10 protein-coding genes are annotated in these 14,419 nt (G+C 52.2%); all 10 read right to left on the bottom strand.

What is annotated here, in order from left to right; all coding sequences use genetic code 11:
* Nucleotides 1-7 precede the first annotated feature (7 nt).
* The gene (locus AC0YNZ_RS24610; RefSeq protein WP_475829125.1) at nucleotides 8-1,582 is read right to left on the bottom strand and encodes a hypothetical protein; all 1,575 of its coding nucleotides are present in this window, start codon (nucleotides 1,580-1,582) and stop codon (nucleotides 8-10) included.
* Between the two features lie 91 nt (nucleotides 1,583-1,673).
* Nucleotides 1,674-3,029: an ABC transporter substrate-binding protein gene (locus AC0YNZ_RS24605; protein WP_475829124.1), complete on the bottom strand. Its 1,356-nt coding sequence runs from the start codon at nucleotides 3,027-3,029 to the stop codon at nucleotides 1,674-1,676.
* A gap of 139 nt (nucleotides 3,030-3,168) precedes the next feature.
* Nucleotides 3,169-4,128 carry a carbohydrate ABC transporter permease gene (locus AC0YNZ_RS24600; RefSeq protein ID WP_475829123.1) on the bottom strand — a complete coding sequence of 320 codons (960 nt, stop codon included), beginning with the start codon at nucleotides 4,126-4,128 and terminating at the stop codon, nucleotides 3,169-3,171.
* 21 nt (nucleotides 4,129-4,149) lie between these two features.
* A complete protein-coding gene (locus tag AC0YNZ_RS24595) occupies nucleotides 4,150-5,052 on the bottom strand; it encodes a carbohydrate ABC transporter permease (RefSeq protein WP_110771595.1) in 903 nt (300 codons plus the stop codon).
* 11 nt (nucleotides 5,053-5,063) lie between these two features.
* A complete protein-coding gene (locus AC0YNZ_RS24590; RefSeq protein ID WP_475829122.1) occupies nucleotides 5,064-7,286 on the bottom strand; it encodes a DUF5696 domain-containing protein in 2,223 nt (740 codons plus the stop codon).
* A gap of 32 nt (nucleotides 7,287-7,318) precedes the next feature.
* Complete coding sequence (locus AC0YNZ_RS24585) at nucleotides 7,319-7,951, bottom strand: Yip1 family protein (RefSeq protein ID WP_475829121.1); 633 nt, start codon at nucleotides 7,949-7,951, stop codon at nucleotides 7,319-7,321.
* Nucleotides 7,948-9,417, bottom strand: a complete 1,470-nt coding sequence (locus AC0YNZ_RS24580; RefSeq protein WP_475829120.1) for a hypothetical protein — start codon at nucleotides 9,415-9,417, stop codon at nucleotides 7,948-7,950. Before AC0YNZ_RS24580 ends, AC0YNZ_RS24585 begins: the two co-directional genes overlap by 4 nt.
* A gap of 20 nt (nucleotides 9,418-9,437) precedes the next feature.
* Nucleotides 9,438-10,307 (bottom strand): carbohydrate ABC transporter permease, encoded by an 870-nt coding sequence (locus AC0YNZ_RS24575; RefSeq protein WP_475829119.1) that lies wholly within the window; start codon nucleotides 10,305-10,307, stop codon nucleotides 9,438-9,440.
* A 16-nt stretch (nucleotides 10,308-10,323) separates the two neighbouring features.
* The gene (locus AC0YNZ_RS24570) at nucleotides 10,324-11,223 is read right to left on the bottom strand and encodes a carbohydrate ABC transporter permease (protein WP_475829118.1); all 900 of its coding nucleotides are present in this window, start codon (nucleotides 11,221-11,223) and stop codon (nucleotides 10,324-10,326) included.
* Nucleotides 11,220-14,060 carry an extracellular solute-binding protein gene (locus tag AC0YNZ_RS24565; protein ID WP_475829117.1) on the bottom strand — a complete coding sequence of 947 codons (2,841 nt, stop codon included), beginning with the start codon at nucleotides 14,058-14,060 and terminating at the stop codon, nucleotides 11,220-11,222. Before AC0YNZ_RS24565 ends, AC0YNZ_RS24570 begins: the two co-directional genes overlap by 4 nt.
* Nucleotides 14,061-14,419: the final 359 nt, after the last annotated feature.

Raw genomic sequence — 14,419 nt, 5'->3', positions numbered from 1 at the left:
CGTTTTCTTAAGCCGCCGGAACGTAGAGCGCAAGCTTCGAAAGCGTTGTTTTACCGCCTCTTGAGTACCAGCCCCAGGCCTGCCCCGGCATTTTGTAAATTCTAGTCGTAAGCGCGCTATCGCCGATATAAAAAACGGCCACATCGTTTTCGATCACGATCGTGAACGGGTAATCCACACCCGGCTCAAAGTCAACCGGCACCTGTACATCCGGCTCTATCGAGGGAAGCGTTTCGCCGTTCGCCGCATCATAGCGAATCCGATCCTTGGCAGGCTCGATCTGAATGCCGTATGCCTTCTCAGGCTCTTCGCCTACGCCAGCAACAAGGCCGCTGTAAACGACCTTCTCATCGAACCGGACTGTTCCGGTAATCTTCGCCGTTTGCGGCATTTGGCCGAAAATAATGCCTCCTGCGCCTGCCTCTCCGTCAAGCAGCGTCTCGTCGCCATTTTCGGTTACACTGCCAAGCTGGCGAGCAGCTCCAAGCTCCGCCTTCTTCGACAATAAGCGGTCCACCTCATCCGGCACCTTTACGCCAAGACTGCCATCCTTGCCAAGCGTCAACTCATGCGCGACCATATTGCCGGCCCAGTCCCATTTCATATAATCCTTCTCCAGCTGGCGCGTAGGCACCCAACCGAACAGGAACCGCCTCTCTCCAAGGCTCCCGGTTTTTCCCGCATAAAACGCTCTGCCGTCAAACACATCCTTATCCGGCTTCAGCCAAGGACCGTTAAGCGAATCGCTTATGCGGTAATGCGTTGCCTTCTTGTCGCTGAATTCGGAGAAGACGAGAACCCATTTGCCGTTCATCCGGAAAACATCCGGACATTCCAGCATGAAGAAAGAGGATGCTGCCTCGACCGAGAGCGGCTCGCGAAGCTCCCACTTGCTGAGGTCCTTGGAAGCGAATACCGCGATGACGCCGCCTGCGCCTTCCTTCCTTGCGCTAACCAGCATCCAATACTCGCTCTGCGCCTCGTTAAACAGGACATACGGATCCCTGAAATCGTCTCTTTCATAGCCCGCAGGCGCGTAAAAGGTATCTTCTTCCACCTTCGTCCAGGTTTTCAAATCTTTACTGACCGCATGCATCATGGCTTCCTTTGGCTTGCCCTCCTGCGGGAATTTCCAATTGTGGCCGGTATAATAAGCATGATACGTATCACCCGCTTTAATGACGCTGCCCGTGCCAAGCGCGAGGTCCTGCTCCTGCTCTTCTCCGAACGGGATCGACTCCCCGGCGTACGTATAGTCCGTCAAATTAGCCGTCGAAGCAAGATGCCACGGATGAAAGCCCGGCGCGCCGTCACGCCAGTCCTGCAAATAAAATAAATGGATTTGACCGTTATCGTTAAACGGCATCACATCGCCGACCCAGCCCTCGGGCGGCTTCCAGAACAACCGGTCCTCCGCTTGCTTTGCCTCAGCTGCCGGCGCTGCCGTAGCGGCAGACTCCGCAGCAGCCGTCGCGTTAGGTGACGCCGTCACGCCAGGCTTTCTCGTCTCTTCTCCGCTGCATGAGCTAACCAAGGCAGCAGCGGCCAAGCAAATCGCGGCAACCATAAGCGCCTTCGGCATTCTAGTAAAAATATCATTCTCCTCCTGTCTATGCGCTTATAACGATACCCGCCGCCATGCGTGCATGACGGCGGATAAAGTGCTGTTCTACTTATTGAGTCAGCGTAATTTTAATGCCTTCCTCCAGCATCGCTTTGGCTGTAGCCGCGAACGTCCCTACCGGCGTGCCGTCCTTGATGCCTGTCAAAGCAGCTGTGTTGGCATCCCAGTACTTCTCTACTCCGATCGGCGTGAATAGGATTTTGCCGCCAAGCTCGTTCATTTGATCAACCTTCTCTTGGCCAAACTGCTTCACATTATTTTCTGTAGCCACCTTCATTTCGTTCTCGGATATCATCTTGATGAAAACGGCAGCGCCCTGCGGGTTTTTCGATACCGTCGGGATCGACCAGCCGGACATGCCGCCCGGACCAACATCCTTCGTGCCTTTTGGACCTGTCGGAACCGGTACAAAATCGATTTCGTAGTCGCTTTTAAAGACGGTGAAGCCGCCGAAGCCGTATTCTGCCGTCATAGCCAGCTTGCCGTTTTTGAACTCCGCATTGAAGTAGTCGCCTTCTTTGTCCTTATCGATAAATTTGTCCTTAAGCAGCGCATCCTGCGTGAACTGCATCGCTTCCTTCATGTTGTCAGACTCATAATTCGACGTAATCGAGCCGTCCTCATTGTAAGAAAGAGATGTCACGCCGTTCGACGCAACCATCAGCGGATAGCCTGCATCCCACCAGCCAAAGCCGAATTGGTCGTTTTTGCCGTCGCCGTCCGTATCCTGCGTAAGCTCAAGAGCAGTCGTGCGGAACGTATCCCAGTTCCAGTTGCCTTCGCTGTAAAGCTCGCCTGGCGATTTCACGCCATTGTTGTCAAACAGCGTTTTGTTGTAGTAGATGACGATTGGAGCAGCGCCTGCGCCTGCCGCATACGGCTTGCCGCCGAATGTGAACGCTTTCGTAACCGATGCGTTCCAGAGCGGATCTGCCAAATCCATATATTGATCAAGCGGCTGAACGATCTTTTTCAAAGGATATACAGGGAAGTTTTGGTCGTTTGCCTGCGCTACGTCAACTTGATCGCCTGCGTTGACCATCGAGATAAGCGTCGACTTTTGGTCGCCCCATGGTACCGTGATTACGTTTACTTTACCGCCGTATGCCTGCTCGAACTGCGGTACTGTCTCCCATACCGCGTCATAGGCAGCCGGGTTTGCCGCTTTATTCTGTTCATACTGCTCTTTGGATGTGTGGTATAAAATCGTAATATTGCCGTTGTCGAGCTTAGCCGCTTCTTCTTTTGTCTCTTCCGTTGCTTCCGGCTTGCTGCCGCCGCTATTTGCAGCGCCTTCATTTGTTTTTGCATTGCCGCCGTTATTGGCGGAGCAGCCGGCCATTACCGTGACGATCATCATAATAGCTGCCAGCATCAGCGCGAGTGATTTCATATTTTTGACCATTTAAAAAAACCTCCCCTTATTTGAGTAAACTTGTTTGCGTGCCTGACATTTTTGTTTTTAACGCGGATTGTTCTTAATCTGGGCGTCAACTTCCGGGCCTCGCCTCCCTTCATGAACAGTTCTAACCGGCTCACTTTCATTATTTAATCGCAACATGCTCGATGCTGTCCGTGAAGTAGCGCTGCGTGACCAAATAAAGAATGAACAGCGGCAGGATCGCGAGCAAAGCGCCTGCCTGAATTCGCGTGACGATAACAAGCGGATCGCTGATCGTCTGCACATTGACGACGGACTGCAAATCAACCCGCAGCGAGGATAAGGCGATCGCAAAGTTTTTCTTCAAGTTGCCAAGCAGCAGGTTCGACATGTAGAACTCGTTCCAATGCCAGACGAAGGAGAATAGAAAGACGGTAATGATCGCGTTCTTCGCATTCGGAAGCATGACGGTAAAGAAGGTTTTGAACGGTCCGCAGCCGTCCATATAAGCCGCATCTTCCAGCTCGTTTGGCATCCCTTTGAAAAACTGCCGGAAGATGAAAATATATAATCCGGAGCGGAGACCCATGCCGAGCATCGACGGCAGGTAGAACGCCCAGTAGCTGCCGACAAGACTGATGGAATCAGGGCCGCCCGTCACCGCCGATGTCAGCTTCATGATGCCAAAGGCATCGAAGTACTTCATGTCCGCGTAGAGCGGCAATATAATGGTTTGCACCGGCACGACCAGCGTCAAGATGACGAGCGTGAACAAAAGTCCCGAAAACCGGAATTTAAATCTCGCGAATCCATAAGCGACGAAGGCGCAGGACAATACATCCAGAAGCCCGCAGCCGATGCCGATGATCATGCTGTTTTGCAGCGCGTCCCAGAAGTCCATGACGCGCAGCGCGTCGGTGAAATTGCTTAATGTAAAATTTTTCGGCACCCAGATGACGCTCGGGTCCATCGCCTCCTCCGGACGGCGGAGCGCCATGCTGAGCATGTAAAGCAGCGGATAGAGCAGTTGATATGCCAGTGCCGCAAGAAGAGCGAAGCGAATGACGGAAGAGAAAATCTTCCTGCCCCGTTTCAGCTGCTTTTTCTGAATGATTGCCTTCAATTCGGGTTCCCCGCTTTCCGTTTAATCCTGCATGTAGACGATGCGTTTCTTGAGCAGCATATAGACAGCGCCAAGGAACACGGCAATCAGCAGGCAATACAGCCACGCGAGCGCACTGCTGTAACCGAACCTGACCTGCGAGAAAGCCGTATTGTAAATCATCAGAATGACGCTGTTGCCGTAATCCGTGAACGTGTCGATAATCGTATAGATGATATTCAGCATCATCATCGGCGTCAGCATCGGCAGCGTTATTTTCCAAAACTGCTCCCAAGGCCTCGCCCCTTCGATCGAAGAAGCTTCGTACAAATATCCCGGAATGGCATGCAGCCCTGCCAGAAAGAGCAGCACCTGCACGCCGGACCGCCATGTCAGGTCAAAAATGCGGGCGATCACGTTATTGAAAATTTCAATCAGCTGCGCCCCCAGCCCAAGCTCCTGCAGGATGCCGTTAATACCGGCTCCCGTGAACAAATACACGCTTCCCGCTCCGCCCCGCATCCCTTCCGAGAACACATCCTCCTTCAAAATTTGCATCAGTACGCCCGAGGCGATAATGACTGGAAGGAAGGATACAGCGCGCATGAACCCTCTGCCGCGAAACTTTTTTTTCAAGAGCACGGCCACAAACAGGCTGTACACGAGGATCAGCGGAACGCCGTAAAGCATGTTGATGAATGAATTAGCCGCTTCTCTGATGAAAGCCGGGTCCTTGAACAAGGCGTACTCGAAATTGTCCCAGCCGATAAATACACCGCGCAGCCCTTCTGGCGTCATCTCCATGTTTTGAAACGAATAAAGAAGCGACGTGAACAACGGCTTTGCGAAAAACAAGATAAAGCCGAGCACCCAGGGAAGCACGAATAGAAAGCCGTACAGTTCTTTTTTCTTCGTATACGGCAAAGCTCGTAGTTGTTTAATCATGCGTTCACCTCCTAACGGATGAGGTAGCTGAGCGCCGGAATTTGATCAGCGCCAACGGCAGCTCCCTCATTGTTGTAATTAACGACAGCTGTTTTGCCGTTTTCGAACGTTGTGCGGTATACGCCGTCCTGCAGCTTCTCATGGTTCGTAATCGCTATTCCCGCTACTTCGCCAAGCGCTTTGTTCAAGTGATTATATTGCACCTTCATATCCTCATAAAGCAGATTGAAATCGGCGCTGTACAGGGAATCGTATTCAGTTCCTGTCAGCAGCGCGGAGTCTCTTGCGATAAACTTAAAGGCAGGATATGTGCCGGTTTCGATCAATTTCAGCATATAGCGCTGCGGCATGCTCGAGAGATTAACAGGCTCGCTGTAGGCAGGCAGCAGTCCGCTTAGCGCAATGCTGTAGAACGGAACCTCCTCATCCTCCGAGTCAAAGCCGCTTGAGAACAGCGGAACGTCGGACAAGCTTTGCGCATACGGGAAGGTGTACGCATTCGGCTGATCGAACATCAAGCCGCCAAGATTCCTTTGCCCCTTCTGCAGGCCGCTTTCCCATACGGCGCCCGTCACATTCTTCGGCTGGCTGTCGCGCCGGAAGTCCGAATAGATAATCGAGCCGACCGTTTGCAGCGAAGCATGCTTCAGGCCGCCCTTTGCCGCGGCAGCGGTAAAGCGGTCAACCGCCTCATTCACCGATGTCGGCTTCAGCAAATACCAAAGCTTCAAATCCTTGTTTTTCGTTTGATCGCTCAAACGGTAATCATATTTCAGCACCGGAGCACGGCTGATGCCTTTGGCAGCATCCCAAAACTTGCTGAAGCCGTTGCCGCCTTCATACATTTTGACCGGATCCGCAGCGGGGTAGAAAGCAACGCCCTTCGACTCCAGATTTTTAGCCAGCGCTTTGAATCCTTTGTTCCCGCCAAGCTTTCCTTCCGCATCAAGCGAGACTGGAATTTCATCCTTCGCGCCGCCCGCCGCCCAGCCCTCAAGCCGGACCGATAAGTTCGAGATCCCGTCCGCCAGCAAGCGATCCGCCGCCTTGCCGGCATCCTTAAAGGACGTAAGCACTTCTACCGTGTTGTAAGGTACACCTAGAAACGTTGCTTTCTTCTTTACGCCGCCGACAAAGTCCACGAGCACCGGAAGCTGCTTCCCGTCCGCTGCAGCTTGCAAGGACGCAGGCTTTACGCCAAGCTCATGTTGCAAATAGCTGCGATACTTGCCTGCCATCCCCGCGTAATTCGCGTCCTTTCCGTTTAGGAAGTAATACATGACCTCGTAATCTACGCCGCCCGTCATCGACTGCGAAGCACGGGTAACCTGCTTCTCGTTCAAGGTTCCTTCCAGCAGCAGATTCGTTTCGAATTCGATCAGGTTCAAATAGCTGAAGACGTTATTGTACGAATTGTTCTTGCCGCTCACCTCGGCCGTAATGCCCGCCTGGTAAGCGCCTTTATGAATGACCGCGATAAAGGCCGCGTCATCCTTCTTCATGCCGAACACGGGCAGCCTGACCGTCTCCTTCTGATCCGTTTTACTCGGATAATCCAGCGCCTGGTCCCCGCCGTAAACCCGTTCGTTATAGCTTTTGTAGCTGCTTTTGCTGTTGTTGAAGTTGATTAGCGCTCCGCTGCCATCCGGTACGAACAAATAACCTTCATTCGCACTGCCGGCCGCCCCGAAGAACGGAAGCAGACTAATGCTGACAAGTTTGAACTTATCCTCCTGCTTAACGCCTTCCGTTATGATCGCCGCCGACAATGCATCGCCGCTAAGCGTATACCGGACGGGCACCGTGAAGCCTGCTTTCGGAAACTGATACGTCACTTCAATGCCGCCCTGCACCTTGCTCCATGCCGGTGCCGCTTCCTTGACGCTTCCCGTAAAGCTGTTGAGTTGAAACGGCTTATTTTGGTTATCCACGTAATCGAGCAGCAGCTGTGCGGACAGATCCATTTTTTTGGCGCCCTTGGCCAGCTTATCCGCTTCCCGGCCGGCCGGATTGCTCGTCCAGACAGCTCCCGATGCCGTATCCGTCACGATAATCTCGGCTGTGGCCGGCACATAATCGAGCGTAAGCCTGCCGGTATCTGCAGCCCGAATCTTATCGCCGCTTTGCTCCGCTTTTTTCGTCTGGCCCGCCGCAAAATTAACTTCTACGCCGCCCGTTACGGCTGTAACAAGCAGCATTGCCGCCATGATAGCCGTCCATATTCGCAATTTCATGCTGCCTTCCCCTTTCTGATCAACGTTCTGCCTCATAAGCGGAACAGCATTTCGTTATATACCGTGTAGATGAACACATACACCTGCTGGAACAGCGTATAGAACAGCACCGCCAGGAAAATAACGATTCCCATTGCCGCGAACGTCATAGCGAACGATTGAAGCGTCTTAACCGCTCCGTAATCATGAATGGTTAGCATGCCGATAAACATCAGAACCGCGCTCCATATCATCGCTAATGTCGTTATATAGCCGAGGAACATGCCCTCCTCTTGTACAAGCACCCTGCTGAGCAGCGTCGAAACGATAACCGCCGCCACATAAGGAACGATGGCGTACGCGCTGATGATCGCGATTTGCTTCGCTTTGCCCTCGCCGTCCATCCACGTTGCAACCGCCCAGTTGCCCGCAACCCAAAGCGCATACAGCACGATCGTTTTGGCCGCGATCAGCCATACGTTCAAGGCGCTTAGATCGGACAGGTTAAACGTGTAGCCCGTGCTCTGCCGCTTGAAGATCGAAGCGATGAAAAAGACAAGCACGATCATACCCGATGCAAGCAGCGAGCCTTTGCCCTCCTCCTTGACAGCATTAAAGCTGTCAAAAGGATGAAGCAAAGCGCTGAACGGATTTAGTTTTTTTGGCGATACAGCCGCAGCTATCATCGGCTAACCTCCCTTCGTCTCTTGTTCCTTGCTGCGCTAACGGCCTTAAAGCCGTAATAGCCGGCAAGCGCGAAGATGAAAATCGTCATGATGAGCGGCAGATTGTCGCGCACCGTTTGCATCCGGATTTGTCCGAACGTATCGGAATAGCCGGACCGGTCCGTTCCTTGCCGGTAATAGGAAAGCGCCTCGTCATAGCTCCCTTCCTTATCGAGCGCCTTAGCAATGCCTACATAGGCTATACTGTTATAGGCATTTCTCTTCGCCACGGACTGCCAGATTACGGCGGCTTCCTCGTATAGCCCCTGGTTGTAAAGCACCGTCGCTTTGCGCACCAGAGCGCCGTACTCCGAAAGCGCAAACCTTGTTATATTGCGCTTCGCCGTGTCGAGCACCAGCACCTCGCCCTTCCAATAAGCCACCGCCGAAGGCTGGAGAAACGTTCCCTTCTGATTGCCGAGCGAGCCGAATACCGCGATCGGATTGCCTTCGGAATCGTATTCGAATACGCGTCCCCTCGTCCGGTCAAGCCCGGCGATGAAGCCGTCCGCATCGACGCTGAGATCGACGAACGACGTATCCTGCTTCACCCCCTGCTTGAAGGAAAATTCCTTGTCGCCGAAATCGGCCGCTCCCAGCTGGCCCATCAGAACGTTGTTGCCAAGCGGGTTCAGCTTCTTGATCTCTTCCCGCGAGTTTTTGGATATAATCGTCGTCGTATAGACGAAGTTGTCATAACCGATGTCAAGGTTCGAGTACTCAATCGGCAGCAGTTTCATCATCGCCGAGCGCTGCTCCTTCGAGAGCAGGTTTTTCCAGAACGTCTCGAGCACGACGGCCGGCGTCACTTCCACCCGGTTACTTCCGAAGTAGCCTGTAAATTTCCCCTCGCTGTTAAACTGCATAAGGCCGTAGAACTGTCCTTCCGACAGCACATAAATCCGCCCTGCATTGTCCACGGCCACTTTTGTCGGCTTGAATTGAAAACCTTCCGGGATGAGCGGATCAGCCGGCTTCTCAATGACAAGCTGCACCTTCTTATCCGCTCCTACACGAAGGATTCGGCCGCTATCCTTATCCGCGATATACATTGTGCCTTCATTTGCAACAAACAGTCCCATAGGGGAGGCAAGCGTCGTTTCTTTGCCGTTCCATTCGAGCTTGTCGATAATGTCAACCGTCTCGAAGCGGTCATTCAGCTTCACAATTCGTTTATTGCCGGTGTCCGCGATATAGATCGCGTTGCTCTTGTCCACGAACAGATCCTGCGGCTCGCTGAACGCTCCGGCTCCTGCCTGGATTCCCGAATACGTACGCTCAGGCAAATAGCTGGCCGGGGCCGCTTTCGATTTATCCCATTCGTCGTATACATAAGACTGGTAAGGCGCTTCGGCCTTTACGGTTAACGGCGCTGCGGCGAGTATCGGGAGAAGCAGCGCAGCAGCCAGCACAATTTTGATTTTCATGGCTCCACCTCTAATCTCCATCATTTGATCCCCGCGAAGGTCATCGTCTCCACGACCTTCCTTTGCAGCAATATAAATACGATAATGGGCGGGATCATCAGAATGACCGCTGCGGCAGACCCGGCACCCATCCTCGCGATAGGGTCGCCTGCCACGATTTGCTCAAGCGCCATCCGGAACACCTTGAGTGATTCATCGAAAATAAGCTCCTTCGGCGCGTAGTTCCAAAGATTAATGAATTGAAAGATGACAACCGTCATTATTGCAGGCGTCGAATTCGGCCAGATGATCGAGAAAAACGTTTTAAACTCGCTTGCGCCGTCAATGCGCGCCGCCTCCAGGATCGCATCGGGCAGCTGCTCGATAAACTGCTTCATGAGGAACAGCCCGAGTGAAGCGCCGATCCATGGCAGAATCAATGCCGAGTAGGTGTTCACGATGTCAAGCTGCGACATGAGCACGAATTGCGGAATGAATGTCACCTGAGGGACAAACATGAGCGCCATGACAATAATGGAGAACAAAATATTTTTTCCCGGGAACTTGTGCTTCGCAAGCGGGTAAGCCGCCATGGCCGCAAACAGCACATGCAGCACCGTACCGACGATAGATATAAGCGCCGTATTAAAAATGTACCGGGACAACGGCACCCACATATTGGATGCCAGCTGGAATAAATCCGTAAAGTTATTGAATGTCGGCCTCATGACGATCAGGCTCGGCGGAAATTGCAGCAGCTCGTCAATCGGCTTCAGCGACGTAATAACAGCGAAGATGAACGGAAACGCGGAGAAAAGACCGAGAAGCGCCACGAATCCGAATATCGCGATGTTGCCGGCTAATGACCGCCTTGCTTTCATGCCGGATTTTTTGGTAGTTATCGTGAACATGGATGTCCTCCTGCGATCAAATTCCAACCTTTTGCAATATTTTCGTTACGAGCCGGTTCGTGAACACCATCATGAAGAACAGCACGACCGCCATGGCGGAGGCATATCCCATCTCGTAACGGATACTGCCGTAATCCATAACGTGGGTAACCATCGTTTCGCCCGCATAGTCCGTACTCGGAAACCCTGCAAGCTGGATGGATACATCCGCTACGCTGAAGGAGATGACGATCTGCATGACCGCTCCGAAGATCAACTGCGGAATCATGGACGGCAGCGTAATGTACCACAGCTCCTGAAACCGGTTTTTAATGCCGTCCACTACGCCCGCTTCATACAAGCTGCGGTCTACCGTTTGCAAACCTGCCACGAAGGCGAGGAAGCTTATGCCTAGACTCATCCATAGCTGAACGACGATCAGAATGAGCAAAATGTATTCCTTATCCAGCAGCCATGCGATAGGATCGCTTATGATTCCCAGCCCCATCAGCATGCCGTTCAAATAGCCGTAAGCATCCGGGCTGAAAATGAGCCGCCACATCGGGAACACGGATATTCCGATAATCGTCGGGATATAGAACACGGTCGTCGCAATGGAGCGCAGCGTTTTGGACAGATCGTTGATCATCCAAGCGACCAGGAAGCTGAGCACATAACTGACAGGCCCGGTGACAAAGGCGAAAAACAACGTGTTCTTGACGGCAATGATAAAGATGTCGTCATCCAGAAACAGCCGGATGTAGTTGTACCAGCCGATGAAGCGCGGCGGCTCGATCATGTTGTAATACGTAAAACCGAGTACAATCGACAGCACGACAGGAAGGATCGTGAAGAGCAGAAAGAAAATCATGTACGGCGTCATCAGTAAATAGCTTTCCTTATGTCTGCCGATCGTTTGGGTTATCGATTTTTTCATTGCTCCACCCCGAATTCATACCTTTTTCGTTTAATTTCTTCATTGATGTCCTTGTTCCAATAGAAGAGGCTTTCCCTTGCATTGCCCATTTGGAACACGACCTCACGGAACGCGTTATCGATGTTTCTTGACGTATAATAGCCGCCCGGAAGCTCTGGAATTTCTTTAACCTGCTTCCACTGCGCGATTAGATTCGCCTGCTCGGCGCGGCTCCAGTTTGTCGATTCGAACGAGATCAGATTGGCCGGCACTCTTCTGCCCAGCACGCCCATCTCATTTTCCAGCTGGCTGACGAATTGGCTTTGAATTTCCGGCCGGTTGAACCACTGCATGAAAGCCCATGCGTCATCCGCATTTTTGGCATCCTTCAAAATAATGGATGCTGTGCCCGTCGCGCCCGTCGAGCGGTCAATCTTTCCGCCTTCTTGTTTCATGCCCGGAATCGGCACCATGTCCCAAGTGCCGGTTATTTCCGGCGCCGCTGCCGCTAAGCGGGTATAAAGCTTGTAGGTCGAGACGACGATCGGCATCTCGCCGGTGCGGAACCGGTTGAAATCATCCTTATAGAGCGGATAATCGTACAGGTTGTAGAAATCCGTCCAATGCTTGAAGGCTGTGAACGCCTGCGGCTCGTCGAAACGGGTTCCGTCTTCTTTGGCATTGTAGATGCCGCTTCCGCTTTGCATGAGAAGCGTCGGGAACAAATTCAGCGATCCGATACCTTTGGTCAACAGTTGGAATGCATCCAGATTCTCGTATGGCAAGCCGATTTGCATATTATTGTTTTGCAGCACGGGAGCGATCTTGAGAAGCTCCTCCCATGTTTGCGGAGGTTCGATGCCAAGCTCCTTCAGCACATCTTTCCGGTAGAACAGCATAAAAAATTCTTGATCATCCGGAATGGCGAAGGTGCTGCCTTTGTACTGGTATGGAACGAATGCGGAGTCCATATATTCCTTCTTCATGGATTCAAACTCGCTGAACTGATCCAGCGGAGTCAGCGCTCCGCGCACAGCTAAGTTCATCGTATCGCCGCGGCTTGTAAATAGATTGACGTCCGGCCCTTCGCCCGCCATGACGGCCGTTACAAGGGAGGTGCCGACGAGATTCAGATTGACGCTAATTCCTGTCTCGGGGATGAAGGATTCATCGATTAACCGCTTTAACACGAACGCTTGGTCACGGCCGAGACCCGTCCAGACTTGAATGGAGCGCTCTGCCTCCTCGCTGCCTTCCATCGAATCGTAATTTTGCAGGAACGAGCCTGCGAACGCGCGAATCTCATGGACGCTTTGCGCAAGAAGCCCCGCTTCCGCCTTCGGCCGTTCGTTATCTTTAGCGGCAATATACAAATAATCTAGCTCCAGCGGCTGCTTCATGGCGCTCAGCATCCAATCTGCTAAAGCGGTAATATTCGTTTTGTAATTTTCGAGCCGCTTCGGAATTTGGTCCGGCCGGTCGATGAAGCCGTTAAGCTGAAGAGCAAGCAGTTTTAACGTTCTGGAGCCTGCATTCGCTTGTCCGGACATTTCATCGAGTCTAACTGCCTCTTCTTTCATTTGAGCGGAAAGCTTCTGGAACTGCCCGATCAGGCCGGGTACGCTTTTATCAATATCGTAATCGCGGTAGACGTCAGGCTTAACGCCTGTTATCATCACGATTTTGCGATAAATTTGATTGAGGTCGTATACCATTTGCTGAATATTTTTCACTGCGCCGGCCATATCGCCAAGCGTGACTTCCAGCTTAAGCTCATGCTCGCCCTTCGCGAGGTAATAAAGGTAAGGCTCCCCCGTTTCTTCACCCAGCTCCATGATGTCCCACTTCAATTCATAAGGAAAACGGACAGCGTTCATTTCCTTAAACGGCACGCTGCCGTCCAGCTCGATCTTCCTGGAAACGAATGATCCCTTAACCTCGTTCTGGTGATAACGAATGCCGATTTTGTACCAGCCATCCTCCGGCACCTCGAATTTATAACTGATCCACTGGCCTGGGCTGTCCCAGTTGCTGCCGCCGATCGTATTGATTCGGAGCAGCGTCGGACTATACGGCGTCGTTAACGGCGACGTTCTGTCGGTCGTCGGGAACAAGCCTGAAGCCGACTTGGCATAAGCGTGCTCCGCTTGAACCGTAATGAACGCTTTGCTGTTTTCAGCAGCGGCGCCGGCATTCTGCGAAGCTTTGTAACCCGCATAATCGCGTGCATTCGCCACCTTTGTCAGCTGGAGATAATCAACGGCTGCACTCTCTCTCTCATTTTCAAGCCTGATGACATGCTCGCCCTTTTTCAGTGAGAGGCGCAAAGGTCCATCTTCCATCTCTCCTGCAGCAGCCACTTTCGTGTGAAGCCAAACTTCACCTTCAAGCTGCTTGGGCCTCAGCTCGTTTCCGCCGCTTTTCCTGAGCGCGCCCGGCTCATCGTAGAACAATCGGTTAAGTTCAAACGGCGCATACGGATCTGAGATCGCTTCACCATCTACATAGAGCATGAACTCGATCGGCTGTCCGTTCCCTTTTAGCGGATAATAGCCAAGGGATAGCTCATAATCGCCCTCATCCGCTGCGTTAACCGTCCATTCGAGCGTATCGCCTTCCTTCCACTGCGCGATGCGCTGTCTTCCTTTCCACTCTGGAACAATGCTCGCGCTCGTATGCGGGGCGTTCAGGCTGCCGGCATCCAGCAGGATGCCTTCTGTCGGACGCTTGGCATCCGTCAGCTTGTATGCTACCGCGTCGGCGGTTTTTTCCTCGGAGTAGGAGAATACTGCTGCCGCGCCTATCGTTGCAATGAGAAGCGAGAACATCACGGTGTAAAAGATCCAATTTTTATTCACGGCCAACCCCCGAATTCGTTTTTTCCGCTTTCCCGCCCTGTTGGAACGAGGAGAAAGCACTTTGAATTGCTGCTGCATGATCAATATATCAAAAAGAAATGCGCACTAATTTCACAATGCTCGGGTCCTGACTTTCAAAGTTTTTGGGACTAATGATCGAGGTGAGGATTTCACGATGAAGTAGACATAAAAAAAGATGACCCCGGATTTTGGGTCATCTTTTTGAATTTGGAACGCGAAACAGCAACCATATCGTTTATTTATATCCTCTATGCTAAACCTAAATCATTTATCAATCGTTTATAATCGGTTTCATCTTCTTCATCATAATGTTTTTTCCGGTATTCTTTCAATTTCCT

This window comes from Paenibacillus sp. J2L1-98, from assembly GCF_056269405.1.
This window is presented reverse-complemented; position numbering and strand designations above follow the sequence as displayed.